The sequence below is a fragment of the Paenibacillus sp. FSL R5-0345 genome, from assembly GCF_000758585.1.
GTDB lineage: Bacteria > Bacillota > Bacilli > Paenibacillales > Paenibacillaceae > Paenibacillus_AQ.
In genome coordinates this window covers 2,435,142-2,457,794 of record NZ_CP009281.1, presented here as the reverse complement: position 1 = coordinate 2,457,794, position 22,653 = coordinate 2,435,142, and the positions used below count along the sequence as shown (strand labels likewise).

The window sequence follows — 22,653 nt, the reverse complement described above, 5'->3', positions numbered from 1 at the left end:
TGTTACATCCACCTCCAGCCTGCGGGATATTCGTTCTTGAGTATGCCATCCTGCCATTTCCCCCAGCCTGCGCTATAACCGTCAATGCAGACCAGAACGTATCCTTTTTGGGCACTTCCTATTCTAATAGAGAGACGTTCTTGAGCAATCGACAACGTCTCTCCTTTAAGATAGGAAATAGCTTCATGATTCGTACTGGAGAGTGAGACACTTCGGCAGCTTTCTCCCGGATGTAAAGCTGTAGCCATCGGATGACCTGGAATAAATCTGCCGTTACGGATTTGTCCTACATACCATCCCGGACGAATCGTCTTTAATCCATTTAGTCTTTCCTTAGGAAGCGGAGAAATGTACAAATGATCCCCGAACAGAACAGGATATCCTTGAGGTTCCCAGCCAAGCTGATCTCGTACAAAACTCCCATACGCAGCCAAAGCCTGCTCGTCACCTGAAACTTGCCGACCACGGTCAGCGCCACCAGTAGCTTTGTGAGAGGGTTTCCCTTCTTTCCCCCGTCTTCCTTCTGATTTATTGGATGATTTAACATGTGCTGCACTTTTTGGAGTAGTAGTTCTTGCTCTTGCAGATTCGTTTAACTTGACCTCTAAGTGATCACGTTCCTCCATTGAGCGCTTAGTTCCCCCATGTTGCAATACAGCCATGAAATGTCCTTCGCCTTTCACCTTATGCGGCCACAGTCTTGCTGTACCTGAGAGTTCTCCGAAGCCAGGAGCGAATGAGCCTGTACCTCCTACCGCTACCACTGAGAACTGTGGATGTTCAGAAATAAACTCCGCTATAATCTCCTCATTTTCTTCTGTAGCAAAGGTACAGGTGGAATAGACAAGTGTACCTCCCGGTGCCAATGCTGTTGCAGCAGAACGTAAAATATCCCGCTGCATGGAAGCATATTTGGCAGGTGTACCTGAATCCCACTGCTTCACCATGTCTTCATCTTTACGGAACATCCCTTCACCAGAGCAGGGAGCATCAATCAAGATTTTGTCAAAAAATAATGGGAATGCAGCCGCGATATGATCTGGGCTTTCATTCAGTACAACACCATTACGCACTCCATACAGCTCCAGATTTTTGGCTAGGGCTTTAGTCCGTTCCGGATGAAGATCATTACTAACCAGCAATCCTTCCCCTAACAGCTTGGCTGAAATCTGAGTAGATTTTCCTCCAGGTGCGGCACATAAATCAAGTACACGATCACCCGGCTCTACATTTAGCAATTCTACAGGTGCCATCGCACTTGGCTCTTGAATGTAATACAATCCTGCATGGTAGTGAGGATGTTTGCCTGGTCTAGCGCCATTCTCTGTATAAAATCCAGTAGGACACCAAGGAATCGGTTCCAATCCTAAAGTAGAAAGAGCTTTTAAACTCTCCACGGAAATTTTCAATGTGTTAACACGGACGCCTCCGTAAGGAGTTTCCTTATAAGAATTCGCAAATTGATTATAATCTGTTCCCAGCATGTCCATCATACGTTCGCTGAAAGAACTAGGCAATTGTGCCGCCATGATGCCGTCCTCCTGATAGTATTGCAAAAATTTAGGTGTTTAAAGATTCAAGGAACACCCTTACGGGTGTCCCTTATACAATACTCATATATAGAGGATCTTTTACTTACGATGAAAGGATGTCGGTCTCTGAGGACCACGTCGTTGAGGGTTATTCGGTGTGATAGCTACAGCTGCAGTCTCCACTTGGTCGGCTAGACTTGGATCAATAATCTCTATGGTTAGATCGTAATAAGAAAATGGCCGTTCATCATATAATGCTAAGCGCCGAACATAATCTTTCACTTCTTCCACGAGTTTCGCCAGATTAATGCCGAGTGTCACTGCTGGATATTCTTCCAGTTTGGCAGAAGCACCACTCAGCATAATAGCTGCACCGCGAACATTCTGATTGCGAAAATGGTATAACCCTACCGCTACTTGGAGAAGTGCTTTGTACAAAGGATTTCGGTCCTGGGCAAGCCACAGTTCTTCGAGCACCTCGTGACATTCAAAATAATCCCTGTCACGATTAAAGTACACTAGGTATTCCAAGTACAATGGTTCATAAGCCATCCGGTAAACTATCCTTTTTAGCTGCGGAAAGAAGTCCCCGTACATGATCCAGAAGTTCCTTCATTGCTTCCATATCCTGAACCTGCCATATTTCGTTAAAGCGAGCCTGCGTATCTATTGCTTCATTCACCAAATGATAGAAATACAATTGATGAATGGCCTTGAGAATCTGAGTGGTCATATTCGAATTTTCCTCGAATGTCTTCTGTGCTTCCAGAATCTCTTCCCGAATACTGGACATTTCGCTGTCGAGGATCGATGCTGCTTCAGCTGCTGTTTTTAGTCGAACACGCATTTCATCGGGTAGACTTTCCCGATATTTATAGTTCAGGGAATGCTCTATGGTTGCCCAGAAATTCATAGCTAGCGTACGAATTTGGATCTCCGCGAGCACAATTTTCTGGCCAAGCGCTGTCTGCACAGGATATTTAATAATCATATGGAAGCTGCGGTAGCCGCTCTCTTTATAATTAGTGATGTAATCCTTCTCATAGAGTACTTCAAGATCCTTACGGGCCCGGATATATTCGGCCACTCTGCGGATATCCTCCACGAATTGGCACATGATCCGAATTCCTGCAATATCTTCAATCCCCGTCTCCAGATCTTCCATCTTCACATTCAGCCGTTTAGCCTTTTCCAGAATGCTTGACAGCCGCTTTACACGACCAGTTACGAATTCTATCGGCGTGTATTCCTCTCTTTTCTTCAACTCCGAACGCATTGTTTTGAATTTAACTTTCAATTCTTCCACAGTCTGTTCATATGGAAGCAAAAAAGTTCCCCAGTCCCTGCCGTCCATCGCCTTCGTCCTCCTGTCCTTTCGTCTCCTTCAGTGATGATCAGCGCCCACTGCTTCAGAGATATGACTGAATCCATCCCGCCGTAAGAGCTGCCGTAATCCGGCATGCAATTTGCGGTTAACCTCCGGTCCTTCGTAGATGAGAGCTGTATAAATTTCTACCAGACTCGCACCTGCTCTTATCTTGTCATACGCATCCTGACTGGTGAAAATACCGCCTGATCCAATAATCGGCATCTTCCCTTCCGTCTGGCGATAAATACTGCGAATGATCTCCGTTGAGCGGTCGCGTAGCGGCTTACCGCTTAAGCCCCCCGTCTCATTAGCCTTTTCATGACTAAGTCCATCACGGTTCAATGTAGTATTCGTAGCAATAATACCATCCATACCAGCTTCTGTCAGTGTCTGAACCATATATTCAAGCTCTTCGTCACTTACGTCTGGTGCTATCTTAACCAACAAACTTTTGGTAATACCGGTGGCTTTACGCTGAATCTCCATCTCTTCCTTCACTTGTGCTAACAGGAACGCTAATTCACTGCCATGCTGGAGACTGCGCAGACCAGGTGTATTCGGCGAGCTGATATTGACCACAAAAAAATCACCGTACGGATAAAGCGTACGGATGCATTGACGATAGTCTTCATGAGCCGCTTCATTACTAGTTATCTTATTCCGGCCAATATTAACTGCTATCGGAATTCTCCGATTCTTTAATTTCTTCAGACGCTGTGCCATGGCATCAGCCCCTTCGTTATTGAAGCCCATTCGATTAATCAGCGCTTCATCCGAAGGAAGACGGAACAAACGCGGGCTATCATTACCCGGTTGACCCTTAGGGGTAACCGTGCCCACTTCCATAAATCCGAACCCGATCGAAGAGAATCCAACTACCGCTTCGGCATTTTTATCCAAGCCTGCTGCAAGTCCAACCGGGGTCGGAAAATGCTGGCCGAACAGATCAACGGCTAAATCCGCCGTTTCAGGAACTCCGTACATTAAACGCAGCGCAGCGCTTCCGCCTGGCACTGATGACGATTTATCCAATCCACCTATGACGAGATGGTGAGCCTTCTCGGGATCAATCTTAAAGAAAATTGGTTTACCAAAATTACGATACAACACCGTTCTCGCTCCTTAAGGGGTACTTCACAAATCCACGTGTCTACCCGTTTCTGTAGGTTTCTTCTTAATTTTAGCCTTTTCTTGAACAAAAGAAAAGTATTTTACAGTGCGAGTATGTAGAGTACATGACGCTGAGTATAGTAATTTTCTTGTAAACGCATTACAATATAGGTGTATTCAGCGATTAAGAGAGAAAGAAGGTATGCCCAGTATGTCAACTAAACGTAAACCACCAACTTTGCAGCAAAAGAAAGAAGAAGTTAACCGTAAAGCGCTAATGTGGATTGGCGTCAGTTTAACTTTACTAATTCTTCTAATCATTGTTCTGTTTATCGTTGCAGGAAACTAATTCAGCCAGTGGTATACTTTGTGGGGGTTGGTCTGATCATGCTTAGCAGTAGAGCTGAAGCGTTTAGCCGGCACAATCTGCTCTTCAGGCAGAACCCCTTTACTAATCACTACTTTTGTACCTTTAGGAATCAGCGCGAATAGCTCCTCCACATCTTCTCGCCCCATACGAATACATCCAAGTGATTCATCCTTGCCGACACTGTCAGGCTCATTCGTGCCATGAATCGCATAATTACTATCTGAAAGCTGAAGCCCTCTGCTACCAAAATCCCCATCATCTCGTCCATTCGGATTCACTACTTTATCTGTAATGAAGAATTCACCCTCTGGTGTCTTATCTCCGCCAAGCCCTACTGCATAATTCCGTAAAATAATAGAACCACTGACAACGGCCAATCGGTAGTTTTGTTTATCTACAATGACTCTTAGCGGCTGATCAAAAAAAGGAATATCACTCGCAACACTTCCACTTTCACTTAATGCTGTCGGTATACTCCTTACACCCTCGTTAGTTGAGCTTGAAGGCTCCGCAGTGGCTTCTGTCGCTCCCTGTGTCACCTTAGTCATAGCTACCGCTTTAAGAGGGCCGAATTCCCGCTGCATGACGGTTGTCGTCCCACCAATCCAGTTCTCAGGAAAAGTTCCTGTTAATTCCGATAAAGTAGCAGGAAGCTTACCTTTATCATTCTGGTAAGACCGCATTGCACTCCATAATGTGGAAATTTCCTCTTGGTCACTCTGCCACACTGCCGCATCCTTGGCAAGCTCACCTTGCTCAGGCGGCTCACATGCACATGCCTTAGGATCGTAAGACTGATACACCATCCTTCCCTTTCCATTCTTTTGCAGCGTGAAATTTAGCGGAAGCTTTTCTTTCCAGAGCAGCCATTTGCCCTCTCGCTCCATCCCTAATGCAGCAGCTTGAAAAGGTTCTTTACGGATTAGCATTTTCGCCATTACTTTCCCTTGCGAAGCCGCGCCTTTATTCTCTTGCGCCGTATACATCATTTTTCCTGCCTCGATAACAAGCTCTTGGACAGAGTCTTTTTGATCTGGCAGATCTTTGACTTCTGAAACAGACGCATCTTGAAGCACTTCTTGATCTCCTGTAACCCCAATGCCCGGAGCCACTGCTGAAGGTACCATTAGCAATATTAGAAGCATTAGTACCATTGATATGTATCTCAATCTTTGTTGACCGCGCTCACGCTGGCGACTCACCTGCAGCAATCCATCTTCGTATTCGCGTAGCATTTCAGCAGGTACCTTACTATGCTCGAAAGCCTCATACACTTCACCAGCCTGATTGAAGCAATAGTTGGCTTTTCCTTGTTGACCGTTCTTATAGTATTCCTTCCCCAGCAAGTACCATGCCATCTTGTTATCCGGGTGCATCTGTACATATGCTTTGAGGTGCTGTGAGTTCTTCATCGGAACCTCCGAGTATTTATAATTCCTACCTTATTAATATCGGTCAGACATAGCAAAAAAGACATCCCTAGCTGAACAAAAAGTTCAAAGGAGATGTCTTTATGTTGTGTCGTACGTTACTCTTTATCGAGTAATTAACCTTCTTTGTTAAAAGGTTCGTCCGCAATTTTAATGGAGTCGGTTGGGCAACCGTCACAGGAATCTTGGAGATCATCAAACAAATCATCCGGAATCGCTGTCACACCGTGGTTTCCGTCATTTTCATAAATAACTTCCGCCAAACCTTCATCATCGTAATCAAAAATATCAGGAGCCGTCGCGCCACATGCACCGCAAGCGATACAAGTGTCTTTTTCGACCCAAGTGTACTTAGCCATTTTTTCTCTGCCTCCCGTTGAGCAATACTGCGCTGTTGAACCAGCGTCTTATTTTTCTCATATTAATATAAAAAGAATACAATTTCAATTGATTTTCAATACGTTTGCATTTCTGACGCAATCTACGGCATATATTTTGACACGTCAAAGAACGTTCTTGTCACTCATTATCCGGCTCAACAGATAGCAGGTTATCCTTTTGCAGCGAGGTACCACGTTCTTTATGATTACGAAGCCTTGCAGAATGAGTATCACTTAACATCCCGGCGGTCAAAACTGCATTTTCACCAAATTTATTGCGCAGCATATCCATGGCCTTGGTCAGTGATTCTTTCTTTGGCTGACGTTCGTAATCGAACAAATCCAGTTGAATTGCAGATTCCTCTTTAGCGATCAATCCTTGCAATGTCACACCAAGCAGTCGAACTGGCTTCTCACCATTCCAATGTCGAACATAGAGATCACAAACAGACTTGTAGATATCTTCACCACTCTCTGAAGGTGCCTCAAGCTGACGCGAGCGAGTAATCGTCTTCATATCTGGCGTTCGAATGGTTAGCTGAACACCCGAAGCAACAAGCCCTTGCTTACGCAAGCGCCGGGCTACCTGATCACTTAAATTCAGCAAAATGGGTCGTACCTCAGCAAGGCCAACGACATCCCGCGGCAGTGTGGTGGTGTGTCCGATCGACTTACTTTGCTCTCGTTCAGGATTTACTATCCCATTATCGATGCCGTTCCCTGCACGCTTTAGCCATGAGCCCATAACTCCAAAATTCTCAACGAGCATTTTCTCATCCGCTGCTGCTAATTGACCAATACTGTAAATACCCAGCTTTCGAAGCTTTTCTGCTGTTTTTCCACCTATACCGAACATTTCATTACATGGCTTGTCCCATAAAATCTTAGGAACATCGCGAAGCCGCAGTACCGATATACCATTTGGTTTTTTTAAATCGGAGGCCATCTTCGCCAGCAGCTTATTTGGGGCAATACCAATAGAGCACGGCAAACCCAATTCTTCCATTATACGTCGTTGGATAGTTTCCGCAATTTCCATAGGAGTACCGAATTGCCTGGAGCCCGTGATATCTAAGTAACATTCATCTATCGACACTGCTTCCAATAAAGGTGTATAGCTATAGGCAATCTGCATAAAAGCATTAGAATATTTCCGGTATAAATGGAAGTCCGGCTTAATAACGATAAGCGATGGACAAATCCGAAGTGCCTTTTGTACCTGCATACCCGTCGAGATCCCCAATCTGCGGGCGACATACGAACAAGTAACAATGATCCCTTTCCGTAATTCAACACTACCTGCAACTGCAGTAGCCTTACCTCTGAATTGGTCCGGGTCCTCTGCCTCATGCACCGAGCAATAAAAAGCATTCATATCCACATGCAGGATGACCCTGCCACTCGTTGGATAATACTGATCAACATTCTGCACAATATCTACCTTCTTATCCTCAGGGTCTCTATTGTCCAATTTAGAATACCTCTCCGCTGCGGTTAGGTCAACTTTAGTAACTGTAAAGTTCTTTGTTACATTCCCGCGTAAAAATGCTATAATATATAAATTCATTTCCCTTGCCAATGCTTCCGATGTGAGTTTTGCACGAAGTGAATCCGGAAGACGAAGCTTACAAAACTTTTAGGAGGACACTCATGTCTAAGTCCATCTCCATCTTCGATACAACATTACGCGACGGCACCCAAGGTGAAGGTATCAGTCTGTCGGCTGACGACAAGCTGAAGATTGCCAAGAAGCTCGATGATCTGGGTGTGCACTATATTGAAGGTGGCATCCCGGGAAGCAACAATAAAGACATTGAATTTTTTAAAAGAGTCAAGGAGCTTCATCTGAACGCCAAAATTACAGCGTTCGGCAGCACTCGGCGGAAGAATTCCTTGGCCGAAAACGATGACAATTTAAAACGTATGATTGATGCAGGGGTTCCTGCTGCTACACTCGTCGGAAAATCTTGGGATTTTCATGTGCACACTGCATTACAAACTACACTTGAGGAGAATCTCGCCATGATTGGCGACTCCATATCCTATTTGAAACGTCAAGGCCTAGAAGTGATTTTTGATGCCGAGCATTTCTTTGACGGGTACAAGAACAACCCTGAATATGCAGCAGCCGTTCTGTCCAAAGCCCGGGAAGCCGGAGCAGATTGGCTTGTGATGTGCGATACCAACGGTGGAACATTACCATTTGAAATTCATGAGATCGTTACTACTCTGAGTCAACAACTCCCAGGAGCGAATTTCGGAATTCACACTCACAATGACTGTGAGTTGGCGGTAGCTAATACCCTTAGCGCCATCGGAGCTGGAGCACGGCAAGTTCAAGGCACCATCAATGGGTACGGTGAACGTTGCGGAAATGCCAATCTATGTTCTATCATCCCTACCCTTCAGCTCAAAATGGGGTACCACTGTATTCCTGGTGATTCATTACCACAGCTAACGAACACAGCACGTTACATCAGTGAAGTAGCCAATGTTAATATGCCGGTAAACCAGCCATACGTTGGAAATGCAGCCTTCGCACACAAAGGTGGAATCCATGTCTCCGCCATCATGCGCGATTCACGGACCTATGAGCACATCGCTCCTGAGCTTGTCGGCAACAAGCAACGCGTCCTGGTCTCTGAACTGGCTGGACAGAGCAACGTGCTCTCCAAAGCGCAGGATATGGGTTTAAATCTGGACCCAAGCAGTGAGCAAGCTCGCCGGGTGATCGAAAAGATCAAAACGATGGAACATCAAGGTTATCAATTTGAAGGTGCCGATGCGTCACTGGAGCTTCTGCTTCGGGAAGCTACCGGCGAGATGAACGAAACCTTCACTTTTGAATCCTTCAAGATGTTAGTCGAAAAAACCGCAGAGCATCCCGTAGTCTCTGAAGCCTTCGTGAAATTGAAAGTGGGCAATGAGAACCTCTATACCGCTGCTGAAGGTAACGGTCCGGTCAACGCACTCGACAACGCTCTTCGTAAAGCGCTGCAGACCTACTTCCCGCAATTGAAAGATATGCATCTATCCGACTATAAAGTCCGTGTAATAGATGAACAGGATCAGACTGCGGCGAAGGTACGGGTATTGATTGAATCTAAAAACTTCACAGACACTTGGAGTACGGTTGGCGTCTCCAGTAACGTCATTGAAGCAAGCTGGGAAGCACTTGTTGACAGTATGCGTTACGCACTTCTGAATCAACTCTCGCTGGACAATGAAAATTCTGCAAGTAGTGAACCTAGAGGTCTGGTAAATCATTAATTCATATCGTTTATAAGCATTCATATGACGAAGAACCCCCTTCAACAGTCCAACTGTAATGAAGGGGGCCTTTTATAATTCTAGGTGTAGACCCTTTATGATTCGGTAAGCTTGATTATTTTCTTCTCCAGCTCTTCCGGACTAAGAATGCCCAAAATAATTTCTGAGATGACTCCATTCTTGTCAATAAGCACGTTGGTTGGAAATACGGCTCCGTTATATTTGCTATATACCTCATCTTTCACATCAAACATAACCGGGAATACAAGACCGTATTTCTTGATAAAACGTTCTGCATTAGGTTTATAATCCTGACTACTCACATTAATACCGTAAATATCTAGAACATCCTTATACTTTTCCGCCATGGCATTAAGCTCAGGAGCTTCCTGCTTGCAGGGATCACACCAGGATGCCCAGAAATTAACGAGGACCGCCTTCTCACGCGGACCGTTAACAGCATAGATAGTTCCATCCGTTCCTTGGAGTGAAAATGAAGGCGCGAGCAATCCAGCCCTAGGCCCAATTTTCATTGGCGGCTCATCTTGCTGTCCAAAAACAGCGACAGCCTTCGGCTCACGATTATGCCACACCGCAAACCCTGCTACGCATACAATAAGAATTACTATCGTGATATTTAATTTATTTACTGCTTTCATTGGGATCTGTTCCTTTTCAAATGGAATAGTTTTCTACTATTGTACCCTCATTAACTTCAATTTCAAACCATCCATTTTTTAGAGAAAAAGAAATATAAAAATTTTTGTATAGCAAGAAACTTGTACACATATTTTCATACAAAAAAGAGGGTTCCGTCAGCGACGAAACCCTAATGAAGAGAGAGGGGTGAACAAATGGCAACATTACAGGGAAATATTCAGCCTATAAGACTGAAACATTCCGTACAGCAAGCGCTGGGGAAGCACCTGCTGTCCAGTTATCCGCATGAAGCATGCGGAGTCCTGCTGGGTGCTGCCGCAGCGGGTGGCATGCTCATCGATACTTACGTACCTATGCGCAACGTAGCGCCAGACCCGCTGCACACATTTACTCCCCACCCTGAAGAGTGGATTCATGTCCTTTACAATGAGCCGACACTCATCGGTTTATTTCATTCCCATCCAAATTCAGAACCAATACCCTCGCTCGCTGATTATAAAGGATTAGCAGCACTAGGGCCTGAATTTAAGATCTACCTTATCGGTTCTCCCAGAACTAAAGATGGTTGCTCTCCAATTCTGAATGGATTTTATATTGAGCGGTATTCAAATGAACAAGGAACACCTGTCCCTGAATTAATTCAAGCCCCGCTTCACGTTCTACTCAAATAAGCATATAAATCACCTAAGGTATCTACTTGACCCCGCTCCGATATTTCTCGAAGATAAGCCACCCATAGTTGGGCTGTCATTTTGGCATCTTCTAATGCATTGTGACGTCCACGAACCGGAATTTCATGGACATTTAACAGCTCGTCGAGTGTATAGTTGCTACGCTGCGGCTCGAGCCAACGTGCAAGCATCATCGTATCCAGCACCCGGTGTGTAAGCTGAACTTTAGAAGTTTTCCATAACGCAGCATTAAGAAAAGCTTTATCATGAGAGCTTGCATGTGCCACCAGCACATTTTGCCCGACAAAGGACATAAAATTGTGAAGACCATCTATTAAGGAGGGGGCGGACCCAGTCATTTCTTCCGTTATCCCTGTTAACCTCGTAATATCATCTGGAATAGTCGTCTGACAATTCACCAAGGTATAAAAGCATTCATCTTCCTTAATATTCTCTCCAACAACCTTAATTGCACCAAACGACATAATTTCATCCCCATGCTGATGAGAGAATCCCGTCGTCTCTAAGTCAAATATAACAGTCTCAAGTTCTGACAGCGGGGTACGCAGCACCTCAGGACGACGCTTTTCACGCATGAGTGATCGGATATAGGCCATTTGCTGTGCAGTCTGATGAGCCGTTTCTCCACCCTTCATCGAAGCGATCGCCGACGGCATTCCGCCTTGTCTCAGGTTATTCCAAAATCCCCCATTCTTGTTCGGCTCCCTCATGTTCGCCACCTTTCCGCTGAGCGGAGCTGACGCTGCAACGCCCGATGAAGACGTCTAACAAGCAGCAGACTTTCTCGCAGCTCAGACAACAGCTGCTTATTCTTCAGTTCACTTTCAGCAACATAATCACTGCTGATTAACAGTCCATCCTGGACACTAAATGGTGTGTTCACTCGCATCCGCATCGCCAGCAAGAAAGCTCGCCGAATATTATCCAAATGTTGATACTTGTGAAGCTTATCAAGCTCTTCAATTCGCTCTAAGGTCGAGTTAGCTTTAATTCCATGCAATAATGACAATCGTCTAACAATATTTACTAATGGGATATAGACCCCATACTTAATATCAAATCCACCTGCATAATCACCAAAGCGCTCTGTCAACACCTGTCCCAGCAGATTCAAAGTCGCTTTATGGCGGACTGTATTACGAAGAACGGCAACGGACAACTTTTCGTTGTCAACAAAGCCTTCATAAAAAGCCTCTTGCCACAGCGCTGATAACTCAGCACTTCCTGCAACATGGCGCATATCTGAAGAAATGATAAGATACCGGATAGGCTCCCATTCCAATTGGGTTCTCCATTCCTTCAATTGCTCCATCCATTCAGATAAGGTCTTCCGCCACATCCCTTGGGAACACATGACCTTCCCTGCACATTTCTCATATCCTACCTCTTCAAGCAGATCGGATAATATCGTTCCAAAAAATTCAAAATATCTATTCTTCTCACCATCTGGCTCACCGTCAACGATCAGTCCATTATCCTGATCACTCCACAGCGTAGCCTCCTGCCTCCCACTACTGCCAAACACAATAAAGGAATAAGCACAGGGAGGCGGGCCATAGCCCGCCTCTTTCATTTGCGCCTCACATATGAGTACCGCAGTCTGTGCAATAAGATCATGCATCGTATTCACACGAAACATCCATTCCTCAATTGGAATCACATTTAACTGTTCAAGCAGAATACTTTGGCAAGCAATTCGCCTCTCTTTAAGCTCCTGTGGCGAACCGGCTAAGACGATGGTCCTAAAGCTTTCATCATTATACTCATCTGTTAACTCCATCGAAGCCACACGGTCCGCCTCCCTGTCTGAGGATTAATATTATTGTTTAAGGGTTTTGGATTCCGATTCAGCGATTAATTTCATTTGTTCAGGGTATCCGTAAGTACCATGCTCACTGATATCCAGACCCATCAATTCTTCTTCTTCCGTAACACGAAGTCCGATCGTCACCTTCATTACATACAAGATGATGAAAGAAAGTACAGCTACGAAAGCAAAAGTTCCAACTACCCCCAGTACTTGAACACCCAGTTGGTGGAAACCGCCACCGTAGAACAATCCAGCTTCCCCTACCAAGCCACCTTTAGTAATCAGCTCCGGTACAGCGAATAGACCTGTGGAAACCGCCCCCCACATTCCCGCAATACCATGTACAGAGAAAGCATAGATCGGATCGTCAAGCCCTGCACGTTCCAGCCATTGGGAAGTCATGAATGTGAACGCACCTGCAACCAATCCAATAATAATTGCTGCCCATGGTTCAACATAAGCGCATGCTCCAGTAATTGCAACCAGCGCAGCTAGAACACCATTCAGCATTGCAGGAATATCAGATTTACCAAAATACAACCAAGAAGCAATCAAAGCTGCCAATCCGCCTGCTGCTGCTGCGATATTCGTAGTTAATGCTACGTGACCAAAGAAACCTCCCATTGGGGACAAAGCACTACCTGGATTGAATCCGAACCAACCAAACCAGAGGATAATCACACCTAGTACAGTGAATACTTGGTTATGACCTGGAATAATGACCGGTTTACCATCTTTATTGAACTTGCCAAGTCGTGGCTTAAGCAATATGGTCGCTACTACCGCTGCAGTTGCACCTGTAAGATGGACAACCGTGGAACCCGCATAATCTTGCATTCCCAGCTCAGCCAACCAACCGCCACCCCATACCCAGTGCGCTACGACAGGATAAATTACGATTGAGAATAAAATTCCGAATATAATGTACACACTAATCTTTGCACGTTCTGCCATACCTCCAGATACGATAGCTAAGGAAACCGCTGCAAAGGCCATTTGGAACAAGAATTTAACATTTAAAGTAACATCAGAAAATGCAAGTGATTCAAATGAAGATGCTGTTGAATCTCCGCCATACAAGAAGCCTGTAGTTCCGAAGAAGCCGTTACCGTTACCGAAGCCAAGACCAAAGCCAACAGCCCAGAAGCAAAGACTCGCAATGGCCAGTGTCAGTACCGTCTTACCGGCTACGTGACCTGCATTCTTCATCCGAACTGAACCTGCTTCAAGCATTGCAAACCCCGCTTGCATAAAGAAAACTAAAATGAATGCCAGGAAGGTGAACGCAGTGTCCAACCCGATTTGCAAATCTGCGTTTGTCGGACCGTCTGCCGCAAAAGCACTTACCGGATAAACCATCAGTGTAATCATGGCCAGTAACATCATCAACCATTTCTTTTTCATTTTTACCCCACTCCCCAATGTTATATTTTCTAACAAAGCGTGAAACTCTTAATGTCATTATAATCAGAAGTCAGGTAAATTGACAAGACTATTTTTGGGAATGTTTTTAATTTATTTTCATCAAGCACACAAAATATCCATAGTACGCTTGGACTATCTCAGTATTTTGGACCCATACAGCCACATAATCATTGAAATAACTACGTGAATACACCCCCTGATATTACCTTTTTATTGAATTTCTTCTCCATTTCTCTATATAAACATGACATATGATGTAATATTTAGATCTTAAATTTAGTTCGTGTACCTCGATCCGCGCATTTGCCTCTGTTCCCGCTGATTCGATCTCACGAGTCGACACCTTTGTTCTTGTCTAAGCTTGGTTTCGCCCCTTTTGAGGGTTTCAATCAATAAAAGGTACCACAAGACGTACACAAACAAAGGACACCCTCGCGGGTGCCCTCGGAATGAACATTTTAGAAAGCAAATGGATTCTGCTTCATTTCTTCTCTACTCATTTATACGGCAATCTGTGAGTATGTCCGGTTTATGTCGCATGCTATCCAAGTTAGTTATTTTTCGGATTACTTTACACGGTACACCTGCTGTAAAAGAATCTTCTGGAATGTCCTGAGTCACGACACTACCTGCACCTATTACGCATCGATCTCCAATCGTAACCCCTCCACATACAGTTACATTGGCTGAGAGCCAAACATCGTTACCAATGCTAACAGGCTTAGCGTAGCATAATACCGCAGCATCACCATTTTGATCAAGCATTTGTCTACGCTCGGAGGCGACGAATGGGTGAACAGGTGTAACGATGGTTACATTAGGCCCAAAACTAACATGATCACCTATCGTAACCTGTGCATCATCCTGTACTGTAAGATTATAGTTTCCAAAAAAATGATTACCAATTTTCGTATGCACACCATAATGAAAAAACACAGGACCCTGGATAAAACAATGCTCACCCATGCTATCAAGTAACCGTGACAATATCTCCTCCCGTTCCTCTGTCTGATCCTCAAATGTTCGACTATATTGACTACTCAAATTGTGGGCGAGAAGCTTTTTACGCTTTAATTCTACGTTTCCTGGATTGTATAATATCCCTTTGAATATTCGCTCTTCTTCTGTCAAATTCTTCACCTCTTTTAGTTTTCTTGAGCTACATGTAATCAAGAATTCATTATTAGACAGTAAGTTCAATTTGAATGTTTTCTGGCCCAATTATACAGCTTTCATAATATCCGTCACCAGTGGTCCGCGGCCCACTTAACGTTCTAAACCCCGCTTCCGCCAATTGCTTGGTTAGCAGATCTACTTGTTCCCTACTGCCTAAGCTAAAAGCTAAATGAGTTAAGCCCGTCCGCAATAGATCATGAACGCCTTCTACCATATCCGGTCTACTCATAATCTCCAATCTTGCGCCACCCTCAAACATGAGGAAATAGGTCCTTAATCCAGTTTTGGGATTATGGTATTGACTATTTGACTTAGCATTAAAGAATTTGCTATAAAATTGTCTACAGCTTTCTAAATCTTGTACATACATAGCAATATGTTCAATTTTCATGAAAATCTCCTTTCGTTTTTATTAATCTTTCTTTTTCTGTAAATTAGAACCTTCATCGACACTTACTCCATGTGAGGTCCCTCGTAATATTGTTAAGCCATTTATATTTAAAATAACGTATTAAGGCAATCGGAGCTTTAATAACCTCGTCTAAATTGAGGATAATAAATATCGTTAGAGGGGAGAGTTGCCACACAAATGCACTCATGTATCCCAGCGGTAATATGATGCCCCACATTACAATCGTGTCACACCAAAATCCAAATCTGGAATCCCCTCCAGCAACAAATATTCCTCCAATCGTCGTGGAGTTTATTGATTTCGGAATACAACAATAAGCACAGACCAGCAGCATTCCACTCAAATATATTTGTGCTTGATCATCCAAATTGACAAGCATAAACACCAAAGGCTTCAGTAATAGCATGGTGATACCTGCAATGATTCCAAACCATATAGCATATACATTCAATATTTTCCCAGCTCTTTTAGCCATTTCAATTTCGCCATTGCCTAAATATTTACCAACAAGTACGGAACCCCCACTTGCAAGACCTCCGCATAATACAATAACCAGATTCTTAACGACCGAGGCAACTGAATTTGCAGCGACCATATCCGCATTGATATGTCCAATAATTGCAGATGTCACAGTTAATGCACATCCCCAAACAATATAGTTTCCTTGAACGGGTAGTGTATACCTCAGAAAATCCTTAATCAAATTACGCTGAACCATGTCATGTAAAGGTAACCTAAACTTTAAACCAGCTTTGATCGAGTGGATGATACAGCAGCCAAATTCAACGATACGTGCCAGAACTGTCGAGAAAGCAACGGCTACGATAACCTTTTCTGGCTGATCCGGATAAAGTATAAAAATACTTATTACATTCAAGAGAATGTTCAATACAAGGCACATAGAGCTGATCCAGGCACTCACACGGGCATTTTCCATGCTTCTAATTACACTAAAGTACATTTGAGATATTCCGCTTATCAGATAGGAGAACGAGATCACTCGCAAAAAACTCGATCCATATCGTATTAACGTGTCGTCATTTGTAAAAAAACTCATTAAGTGATCCGGCATCAACAGCGATATTGCAAAAAAGATAGCGGATATAATAATAGACATCGTACATCCGATACTAAAGACCCGTTCAATTGTCATTAAATCTTTCTTTCCCCAATACTGGGCAGTCAAAATCCCTACCCCTGCAGACAATCCCATATAAAACAGTGTTAATACAAATGTAATTTGCCCAGCTAACGATACGGCAGACATTGTAGATTGGTTTATAAAACCCAACATGAATATATCTATGGTCACAGCTAACGATGAAATGAGGTTTTGTAAAGCAATCGGAATGACCAAATTAAGCAATTGGCGATTGAATTGCTTATCTCTCATCTCAAGCGCGCTTCTTCATCCAGATCTTCCTCAGTGATCTCTTTGTCCTTGTAATAGTATTTTAGGTCGTGTTCATTAATGGTGCGCATCACCCTGCATGGATTGCCAACAGCAATGGAGTTAGCCGGAATATCTTTTGTTACAACACTGCCGGCACCAATGACAGTATTTTCACCAATCGTGACTCCAGGACAAATTGTAACATTCGCCCCAATCCAACAATTGTTCTCAATTTCCACTGGTTCAGCATACATATATCCTCTGTAATCCGGATGGATTGGATGTCCTACTGTAGCAATGGTTACAGCAGGACCGAACATAACATTTTTTCCAATAATAATTTTAGTGTCGTCAACAAAATTACAATTAAAATTAATGTACGTCCCATCTCCAATCTCAATGTTTGTACCATAGCAAAAATAAAAAGGTGGCTCGATCCACGCCTTCGTTTCTTTTCCAAATATTTCTTGAATGAGTTGTGTACGCTTATCTAGATCATCTGGCGTCGTTAAATTAAAGGCATGCATTCTTCTTTTCGCCTTTACTCTGTCTTCAGGCAGTCCTTCACAATAATCAGTAAATAGTTTACCGGAGGCAATACGTTCTCTCATCGTCATCTTTCTGGCTCCTTATAAAATCTTTTGGATTCTGTATTATTGTCGTGCAATATCAAAATTGTATAATTTCCTTGTAGTCCTAACCACCGAAATCAAATATAATTCTATTAAAATCGTATTTGGTTTAAGGGAGCTGTAGTTGTGAGTGTTGAACTGGAAGTATTCTCCGATTTATCTGAAGAACTAAATTATAATCTTCCTGATTTTCCGCTGTACGTTCGAAAAGGATCACTGAATCATTTCGATAAATATGCAGCAGCATGCCATTGGCATCAGGACTTGGAATTTATTTTAGTGCTAGATGGGGAGATGGAGTATTTTGTAAATGGAGAAATTGTTTTGATTGAACGAGGTAACGGAATATTCATTAATAGTAAGCGTATGCATTACGGATTTTCCAGCAAAAAATTGAATTGTACATTCATTGTCGTTGTTATCCATCCTTCATTACTCGGAGTAAACACACAGGTAGGCAAAGTCTATTGGGAAGAGAAATTTGATTCTGATACTGAAGACTATATTATGATTACTTCGCAAAGCACGTGGGGAAAGGAAATTCTGCATTCCTTACATCGGATTTATGAAGAAATGAACAGCTCTCCTTGCAAGCCACTACGTCTTCTTTCACTGGCTGCCTCCCTTTGTGCAGACGTCGGAGATCATATACAGCGGGTTCCCGGGCAGATAAATGATGACCAGTCACGGATTGCCGTTTGGAAAATGACAGGATTTATTCATCATAACTTTGATCTTAGAGTGACCTTAGATGACATCGCTACCGCCGGGTCTGTTTGCAGGAGTAAATGTTGCGAGTTGTTTAGCACGTTCATAGGCCAAACCCCTAATACTTATCTGGTGCAATATCGAATTCAAAAGGGCTCCGAGATGCTATTGGGAACTAATCGGTCGATTAGTGAAATAGCGATGAATTGCGGATTTCAAAGTGCGAGCTATTTTTCATCTGTTTTTCGTAATAAGACCGGATTGACGCCTCAGAATTACCGAAAAAAAGTTCGAACACCCTCCCATTCATAACCGCCCGTATTGCCTCTTCACAACACCGGCAATATTATAAGAAACCTTGTATATGATTACCCACCATCATAGCTGCGCTTCGCCCTATAAAACTCAGGATACAGCTTCACGAACACCTGCTTCTGAATCCGCGACACATAACTCCGCGAAACCCCTAGCTCCTTTTCATTATCCCCCTGAGGTGCGCTCCTCGCCACATATGCCAACCCGAAGCAACCTACGACAACTTCCTTCTCGTGAGCGTTATCTCATTACACTTGTATCCGTTCCGATCGGATCATGTTAGGATACGTCCTTACACGTCTTCTTTAGACTTATCACTCCAAATTTGATATCACGGGGAGTTTGAGTGTATTGTATATAAACAACACATCACTTTCATGAATTTACTTCTCTTTATTGCATATACTTTATGAAAGCATGACGTTTGACTGTATGGTTTCCAGTTTGTTATCATTATAGATAGCATAATAGTAACCACCAATACAGGAGACGACTACTCTTTACGGGCAGTCGAATTCGATTAGTGAGGCGAGGTAGCATGGGGATATGATTCTATATCGAATCGGAGAATTAGCTAAGGCTGCTCACATCAGTGAGCGTACCATTGATTATTACACAAAACTGGGGTTAATCTCCCCAGAGTCCAGAAGCACCAAAAATTACCGACTTTACAGTCATGAAACCTTGGTCGCCTTAGAACGTATTAATCAATTAAAGCATGACAAGTATTCATTGGAAGAAATCAAGTCCATGATGAGCAAATGGAACGAGGCAACTCCTGAAACTGACGTATCTGATAAATTAGTCGAGCTCGAGCAGCATATGCAGCGGCTAGAACGTGAAGTAAAGGCACTTGAACCAATCATTAGCGGTCTGAAGCCGGGACAGGCCAGACGCGCGCTCTCTAACTTACTCCCTCAAGGAGTAGCCTGCATGGAGGCGATTCGGCTTCTATTGCTTACGCAAGGACCGCCAATGTAAATACCATATTTACAATACAGTGGAGGAATGCAGCTATGTTTATGTATCTATTAGTAATTATCGCCTTTATTTTTTCATTATGGGCCCAGTTCAGAGTTAAAGGAACATTCAGCAAGTGGTCCAAGGTCGCCAATTTAAACGGTCTGACAGGATATGAAGCTGCAAGACGTATGCTCGACGCTAACGGGCTTCACGATGTACCGATTGAGCCTGTAAGAGGTACGCTTTCTGACCATTATGATCCGATTCACAGAGTTGTACGTTTATCAGAACCTGTATATTATGAAAGTTCTATAGCAGCAGTTTCCGTCGCTTGTCACGAAGTGGGTCACGCCATTCAGCATAAAGTAAGTTATCCAATGTTAACACTACGTCACCGGATGTTCCCAGTAGTTAATTTTGCATCAGGCATAGCGCCATTCATGCTTATGGCAGGATTCATATTCGGTTACTTTAATCTTGTAGGCCTTGGCATCATCTTCTTCTCGGCCGCTGTTGCCTTCCAGCTTGTGACACTGCCAGTTGAGTTCAACGCCAGCAACCGGGCCCGTCAAGTCATGGTAGAACAAGGTTACATTCGTAACGAAGAAGAACGCGGAGTAGCTAAAGTCTTAAACGCAGCTGCGTTAACGTATGTTGCCGCGGCACTAGTATCCTTACTCGAACTGCTTCGTTTGATTACCGTCTTCTTAGGTAACCGCGACTAATACTAAACTCAGCTTACAAAAAGAAACCCCGGAGGGCTAAGAGCCAACCGGGGTATTATTTTGTCTAGCTTTAAAATAAGATATCAAAAAAGTCCGAAACGAACGTGCTACGAGCGGCAACTTACTGTCTGTTCGGTAAATCAAACCAACCGTCCTCGTCACAGCAGGCTCCACGACCCTTACCTGAGCCGGCTGGAGAGGATTGGTCTGATAGAACGCCATCTCCGGAAGAAGGCTTACACCCATTCCTGCCGCCACTAGACCGCGAATGGTATCAGTCTCCCCGCCTTCAAATGCAATCTGCGGTTGAAATCCCGCCTGCAAGCACGCTTGCCAAACGATTGGTCTCAGAGAATAACCTTGACTGAACAGAACAAACTTTTCCTTTTGAAGCTGTTCCAATCGGATCTCAGACTCTCCTGCCAGATGATGATTCTGCGGAAGTATTGCAAATAACTCCTCGGTCATAACAATATCCCCAGAGACATGCTCATCATTCTCCGGAAAAGGCGAAATAAATGTTAAATCCACTTCACCAGATAATACATCCTTTATCAAAGAAGGGTAAGACCCTTGCTTAAAGCGAAACTTAACATGAGGATAGTGCTGGCGGAATTCCGCAACGATTGTCGGGATAAGATGCGTGCCCAGGCTGTGAGGAAACCCAATGCGAATCTCCCCACGTTCCGGATCCAGAAATTCATGCACCTCATTAACTGAATGCTCCAATTCCTTAAGGATACTATCCACTCGCTTGCAAAAGAGCTGTCCAACCGGCGTAAGCTGCAAATTACGCCCTTTTTGCATGAACAAGTCAACTCCAAGCTCTTGCTCCAACTGATGAATCTGACGGCTTACTGCAGACTGAGCAACATGAAGTTCCTCCGCCGCTCGTGTTACATGTTCTTTTTGGGCTACCTTTAGAAAATATTGCAGCTGTCTTAGCTCCACTCCATCATCGCCCCTGTCTTAGGCTTTTATTAAATATACGAATAATAAGTCCATATAGGAAAAAGCCAGAAACCAAGCCTCCGATATGTGCAACCCAATTTACATTTGGTGTTGCAAACGACATAATAATCCCGATCATTAGCAATCCGTATAACGTCTTTCGTGAGCCTTCATCCATCATAGCCCTTTGCATAACCGCAATGTATAAAAATGCCCCATAGACGGCGTAAATCGCTCCAGAAGCACCTACCGAGACCGTACCTACCTCTAATGCTGAGCGGCTGCTGATTGCAATCGTTAGAACGTTCGCAAGAACTCCACCTACCACGTAAAGAATTGTATATCGCCACCAGCCAAGAAGACGCTCCAGAGGCGGTGCAAATACCAGCAGAGCGAAGCTATTAAAGAATAGATGGGAAAACCCATTATGTAAAAAAATAGCCGCTACATAGCGCCATAGTTCCTCTTTAAACGGACTAACATCAACAATAGCACCAAAATCAACAAGCGTTTGTATATTGGTGGATCCTCCATTGAACGTCATGAGGATAAACATTATCACGTTAGCCACAATGAGAAGACATGTTACCGGGTAATACCGCAGGTAACTTTTCCAATTTTCATACCGAATAAATATCATTACACCCATCCCTTTACATTTATATCTTGCCCCGTTGGACATCTCCCTGTAAATAAGATTATAATTTATTGTGGCAGTAAGAGCCAATATTACAATTCGAGGAGGAAAACAAGGATATGACGCAAGAAAGAACAGGCGTAGCTACTTTCAAAAGCAACCCCATCACTCTCGTAGGACCCAAGCTAACAGCTGGTGATCCCGCTCCTGATTTTGTTCTTAGTAAGAATCTACTGGAAGAAGTTTCTCTTAGTGATTATGCCGGTAAAATCAAGCTGATCAGTGTTGTCCCTTCTCTTGATACTGGTGTATGTGACGCACAGACCCGCCGGTTCAACAGCGAAGCTGCCGAGCTAGGTGACGATGTAGTTATCCTTACAGTAAGTATGGATCTACCATTCGCTCAGGCCCGCTGGTGCGGCGCTGCAGGAATCGATCGCGTAATTACACTATCCGATCACAAAGCAGCCTCATTCGGACAAGCTTATGGCGTTCTAATCAAAGAATTCCGATTAGATATGCGTTCTATTTTTGTTCTAGACAAGAACAACACACTCACCTATGTTGAATATTTGAGTGAAATGACTGAGCACCCTAAATACGAGGATGCTATAGCCGCTGTGAAGAGTCTGCTCTAATTCTCTAGAACAGTAAGTTTCGACAATACTTTCTTATATTTTGAAAAAAGCGGAA

Annotated in this window: 25 protein-coding genes; 7 read left to right on the top strand and 18 right to left on the bottom strand. The window is 43.7% G+C overall.

The window, feature by feature from the left end; translation table 11 throughout:
- Window positions 1-2: 2 nt before the first annotated feature.
- The 4 genes from R50345_RS10560 to R50345_RS10545 form a co-directional block, all read right to left on the bottom strand.
- On the bottom strand, window positions 3-1,529 hold the full coding sequence (locus R50345_RS10560) for an RsmB/NOP family class I SAM-dependent RNA methyltransferase (RefSeq protein ID WP_042126355.1): 1,527 nt from the start codon (window positions 1,527-1,529) through the stop codon (window positions 3-5).
- Window positions 1,530-1,631: 102 nt separating this feature from the next.
- A complete protein-coding gene (locus R50345_RS10555; protein WP_042126352.1) occupies window positions 1,632-2,084 on the bottom strand; it encodes a DUF309 domain-containing protein in 453 nt (150 codons plus the stop codon).
- Window positions 2,074-2,886, bottom strand: a complete 813-nt coding sequence (locus R50345_RS10550; RefSeq protein WP_042126350.1) for a GTP diphosphokinase — start codon at window positions 2,884-2,886, stop codon at window positions 2,074-2,076. Before R50345_RS10550 ends, R50345_RS10555 begins: the two co-directional genes overlap by 11 nt.
- A gap of 30 nt (window positions 2,887-2,916) precedes the next feature.
- Window positions 2,917-4,011, bottom strand: coding sequence for a quinone-dependent dihydroorotate dehydrogenase (locus R50345_RS10545; RefSeq protein ID WP_042126349.1), 1,095 nt, complete (start codon window positions 4,009-4,011; stop codon window positions 2,917-2,919).
- Window positions 4,012-4,222: 211 nt separating this feature from the next.
- Here R50345_RS10545 and R50345_RS31665 point away from each other — a divergent pair, with 211 nt between their 5' ends.
- The gene (locus R50345_RS31665; protein WP_167348489.1) at window positions 4,223-4,360 is read left to right on the top strand and encodes a hypothetical protein; all 138 of its coding nucleotides are present in this window, start codon (window positions 4,223-4,225) and stop codon (window positions 4,358-4,360) included.
- Here R50345_RS31665 and R50345_RS10540 read toward each other — a convergent pair.
- From R50345_RS10540 to R50345_RS10530, 3 genes are all read right to left on the bottom strand, one after another.
- A complete protein-coding gene (locus tag R50345_RS10540; RefSeq protein ID WP_042126347.1) occupies window positions 4,357-5,793 on the bottom strand; it encodes a L,D-transpeptidase in 1,437 nt (478 codons plus the stop codon). The two genes, R50345_RS31665 and R50345_RS10540, sit on opposite strands and share 4 nt — an antisense overlap.
- A gap of 134 nt (window positions 5,794-5,927) precedes the next feature.
- Entirely contained in the window at window positions 5,928-6,170 is a 243-nt protein-coding gene (locus R50345_RS10535) for a ferredoxin (RefSeq protein WP_042126345.1), read from the bottom strand.
- A gap of 160 nt (window positions 6,171-6,330) precedes the next feature.
- Window positions 6,331-7,662 carry a DNA polymerase IV gene (locus R50345_RS10530; protein ID WP_442950203.1) on the bottom strand — a complete coding sequence of 444 codons (1,332 nt, stop codon included), beginning with the start codon at window positions 7,660-7,662 and terminating at the stop codon, window positions 6,331-6,333.
- Window positions 7,663-7,841: 179 nt separating this feature from the next.
- Between R50345_RS10530 and cimA the strand changes: the two genes are divergently transcribed.
- A complete protein-coding gene (gene cimA / locus R50345_RS10525; RefSeq protein ID WP_042126343.1) occupies window positions 7,842-9,461 on the top strand; it encodes a citramalate synthase in 1,620 nt (539 codons plus the stop codon).
- A gap of 95 nt (window positions 9,462-9,556) precedes the next feature.
- Here the strand turns inward: cimA and R50345_RS10520 are convergent, their stop codons facing one another.
- Window positions 9,557-10,120: a TlpA family protein disulfide reductase gene (locus R50345_RS10520; protein WP_042126341.1), complete on the bottom strand. Its 564-nt coding sequence runs from the start codon at window positions 10,118-10,120 to the stop codon at window positions 9,557-9,559.
- 195 nt (window positions 10,121-10,315) lie between these two features.
- Here R50345_RS10520 and R50345_RS10515 point away from each other — a divergent pair, with 195 nt between their 5' ends.
- A complete protein-coding gene (locus R50345_RS10515; protein WP_042126339.1) occupies window positions 10,316-10,792 on the top strand; it encodes a M67 family metallopeptidase in 477 nt (158 codons plus the stop codon).
- On the opposite strand, the gene R50345_RS10510 is transcribed toward R50345_RS10515, so the two are convergent.
- From R50345_RS10510 to R50345_RS10480, 7 genes are all read right to left on the bottom strand, one after another.
- Window positions 10,774-11,523, bottom strand: a complete 750-nt coding sequence (locus R50345_RS10510) for an exonuclease domain-containing protein (protein WP_042126337.1) — start codon at window positions 11,521-11,523, stop codon at window positions 10,774-10,776. The two genes, R50345_RS10515 and R50345_RS10510, sit on opposite strands and share 19 nt — an antisense overlap.
- Window positions 11,520-12,593, bottom strand: coding sequence for a DUF294 nucleotidyltransferase-like domain-containing protein (locus tag R50345_RS10505; protein ID WP_042132052.1), 1,074 nt, complete (start codon window positions 12,591-12,593; stop codon window positions 11,520-11,522). Before R50345_RS10505 ends, R50345_RS10510 begins: the two co-directional genes overlap by 4 nt.
- Window positions 12,594-12,632: 39 nt before the next feature.
- Entirely contained in the window at window positions 12,633-14,027 is a 1,395-nt protein-coding gene (locus tag R50345_RS10500; RefSeq protein WP_042126336.1) for an ammonium transporter, read from the bottom strand.
- A gap of 513 nt (window positions 14,028-14,540) precedes the next feature.
- Entirely contained in the window at window positions 14,541-15,188 is a 648-nt protein-coding gene (locus R50345_RS10495; protein WP_231574130.1) for a sugar O-acetyltransferase, read from the bottom strand.
- 43 nt (window positions 15,189-15,231) lie between these two features.
- On the bottom strand, window positions 15,232-15,615 hold the full coding sequence (locus R50345_RS10490; RefSeq protein WP_042126332.1) for a VOC family protein: 384 nt from the start codon (window positions 15,613-15,615) through the stop codon (window positions 15,232-15,234).
- Window positions 15,616-15,667: 52 nt separating this feature from the next.
- On the bottom strand, window positions 15,668-17,029 hold the full coding sequence (locus R50345_RS10485) for an MATE family efflux transporter (RefSeq protein ID WP_042126330.1): 1,362 nt from the start codon (window positions 17,027-17,029) through the stop codon (window positions 15,668-15,670).
- Complete coding sequence (locus tag R50345_RS10480) at window positions 17,026-17,646, bottom strand: DapH/DapD/GlmU-related protein (RefSeq protein ID WP_042126328.1); 621 nt, start codon at window positions 17,644-17,646, stop codon at window positions 17,026-17,028. The genes R50345_RS10485 and R50345_RS10480 overlap by 4 nt, the downstream gene beginning before the upstream one ends.
- 141 nt (window positions 17,647-17,787) lie before the next feature.
- Between R50345_RS10480 and R50345_RS10475 the strand changes: the two genes are divergently transcribed.
- A complete protein-coding gene (locus R50345_RS10475) occupies window positions 17,788-18,681 on the top strand; it encodes an AraC family transcriptional regulator (protein ID WP_081389873.1) in 894 nt (297 codons plus the stop codon).
- Between the two features lie 56 nt (window positions 18,682-18,737).
- Here the strand turns inward: R50345_RS10475 and R50345_RS31260 are convergent, their stop codons facing one another.
- On the bottom strand, window positions 18,738-18,887 hold the full coding sequence (locus R50345_RS31260) for a hypothetical protein (RefSeq protein WP_156114775.1): 150 nt from the start codon (window positions 18,885-18,887) through the stop codon (window positions 18,738-18,740).
- A 343-nt stretch (window positions 18,888-19,230) separates the two neighbouring features.
- On the opposite strand from R50345_RS31260, the gene R50345_RS10470 reads away from it, so the two are divergent.
- Window positions 19,231-19,665 (top strand): MerR family transcriptional regulator, encoded by a 435-nt coding sequence (locus tag R50345_RS10470; protein WP_042126326.1) that lies wholly within the window; start codon window positions 19,231-19,233, stop codon window positions 19,663-19,665.
- Window positions 19,666-19,700: 35 nt separating this feature from the next.
- Window positions 19,701-20,372 carry a zinc metallopeptidase gene (locus R50345_RS10465; protein WP_042126324.1) on the top strand — a complete coding sequence of 224 codons (672 nt, stop codon included), beginning with the start codon at window positions 19,701-19,703 and terminating at the stop codon, window positions 20,370-20,372.
- Window positions 20,373-20,408: 36 nt separating this feature from the next.
- Here the strand turns inward: R50345_RS10465 and R50345_RS10460 are convergent, their stop codons facing one another.
- Window positions 20,409-21,323, bottom strand: a complete 915-nt coding sequence (locus R50345_RS10460) for a glutamate biosynthesis transcriptional regulator GltC (RefSeq protein WP_042126322.1) — start codon at window positions 21,321-21,323, stop codon at window positions 20,409-20,411.
- A 4-nt stretch (window positions 21,324-21,327) separates the two neighbouring features.
- Window positions 21,328-21,963, bottom strand: coding sequence for a rhomboid family intramembrane serine protease (locus R50345_RS10455; protein WP_042132050.1), 636 nt, complete (start codon window positions 21,961-21,963; stop codon window positions 21,328-21,330).
- 116 nt (window positions 21,964-22,079) lie between these two features.
- Here R50345_RS10455 and tpx point away from each other — a divergent pair, with 116 nt between their 5' ends.
- The gene (gene tpx, locus R50345_RS10450; protein ID WP_042126320.1) at window positions 22,080-22,598 is read left to right on the top strand and encodes a thiol peroxidase; all 519 of its coding nucleotides are present in this window, start codon (window positions 22,080-22,082) and stop codon (window positions 22,596-22,598) included.
- Window positions 22,599-22,653 lie beyond the last annotated feature (55 nt).

What these genes read in the sequence shown, in the direction of transcription:
- R50345_RS10555 (WP_042126352.1), bottom strand. Translation starts at nt 2,084, where the DNA reads ATGGCTTATGAACCATTGTACTTGGAATACCTAGTGTACTTTAATCGT.
- R50345_RS10455 (WP_042132050.1), bottom strand. Translation starts at nt 21,963, where the DNA reads ATGATATTTATTCGGTATGAAAATTGGAAAAGTTACCTGCGGTATTAC.
- R50345_RS10490 (WP_042126332.1), bottom strand. Translation starts at nt 15,615, where the DNA reads ATGAAAATTGAACATATTGCTATGTATGTACAAGATTTAGAAAGCTGT.
- R50345_RS10540 (WP_042126347.1), bottom strand. Translation starts at nt 5,793, where the DNA reads ATGAAGAACTCACAGCACCTCAAAGCATATGTACAGATGCACCCGGAT.
- R50345_RS10515 (WP_042126339.1), top strand. Translation starts at nt 10,316, where the DNA reads ATGGCAACATTACAGGGAAATATTCAGCCTATAAGACTGAAACATTCC.
- R50345_RS10465 (WP_042126324.1), top strand. Translation starts at nt 19,701, where the DNA reads ATGTTTATGTATCTATTAGTAATTATCGCCTTTATTTTTTCATTATGG.
- R50345_RS10535 (WP_042126345.1), bottom strand. Translation starts at nt 6,170, where the DNA reads ATGGCTAAGTACACTTGGGTCGAAAAAGACACTTGTATCGCTTGCGGT.
- R50345_RS10550 (WP_042126350.1), bottom strand. Translation starts at nt 2,886, where the DNA reads ATGGACGGCAGGGACTGGGGAACTTTTTTGCTTCCATATGAACAGACT.
- R50345_RS10485 (WP_042126330.1), bottom strand. Translation starts at nt 17,029, where the DNA reads ATGAGAGATAAGCAATTCAATCGCCAATTGCTTAATTTGGTCATTCCG.
- cimA (WP_042126343.1), top strand. Translation starts at nt 7,842, where the DNA reads ATGTCTAAGTCCATCTCCATCTTCGATACAACATTACGCGACGGCACC.
- R50345_RS10520 (WP_042126341.1), bottom strand. Translation starts at nt 10,120, where the DNA reads ATGAAAGCAGTAAATAAATTAAATATCACGATAGTAATTCTTATTGTA.
- R50345_RS10500 (WP_042126336.1), bottom strand. Translation starts at nt 14,027, where the DNA reads ATGAAAAAGAAATGGTTGATGATGTTACTGGCCATGATTACACTGATG.
- tpx (WP_042126320.1), top strand. Translation starts at nt 22,080, where the DNA reads ATGACGCAAGAAAGAACAGGCGTAGCTACTTTCAAAAGCAACCCCATC.
- R50345_RS10510 (WP_042126337.1), bottom strand. Translation starts at nt 11,523, where the DNA reads ATGAGGGAGCCGAACAAGAATGGGGGATTTTGGAATAACCTGAGACAA.
- R50345_RS10470 (WP_042126326.1), top strand. Translation starts at nt 19,231, where the DNA reads ATGATTCTATATCGAATCGGAGAATTAGCTAAGGCTGCTCACATCAGT.
- R50345_RS10505 (WP_042132052.1), bottom strand. Translation starts at nt 12,593, where the DNA reads ATGGAGTTAACAGATGAGTATAATGATGAAAGCTTTAGGACCATCGTC.
- R50345_RS10480 (WP_042126328.1), bottom strand. Translation starts at nt 17,646, where the DNA reads ATGACGATGAGAGAACGTATTGCCTCCGGTAAACTATTTACTGATTAT.
- R50345_RS10560 (WP_042126355.1), bottom strand. Translation starts at nt 1,529, where the DNA reads ATGGCGGCACAATTGCCTAGTTCTTTCAGCGAACGTATGATGGACATG.
- R50345_RS31665 (WP_167348489.1), top strand. Translation starts at nt 4,223, where the DNA reads ATGTCAACTAAACGTAAACCACCAACTTTGCAGCAAAAGAAAGAAGAA.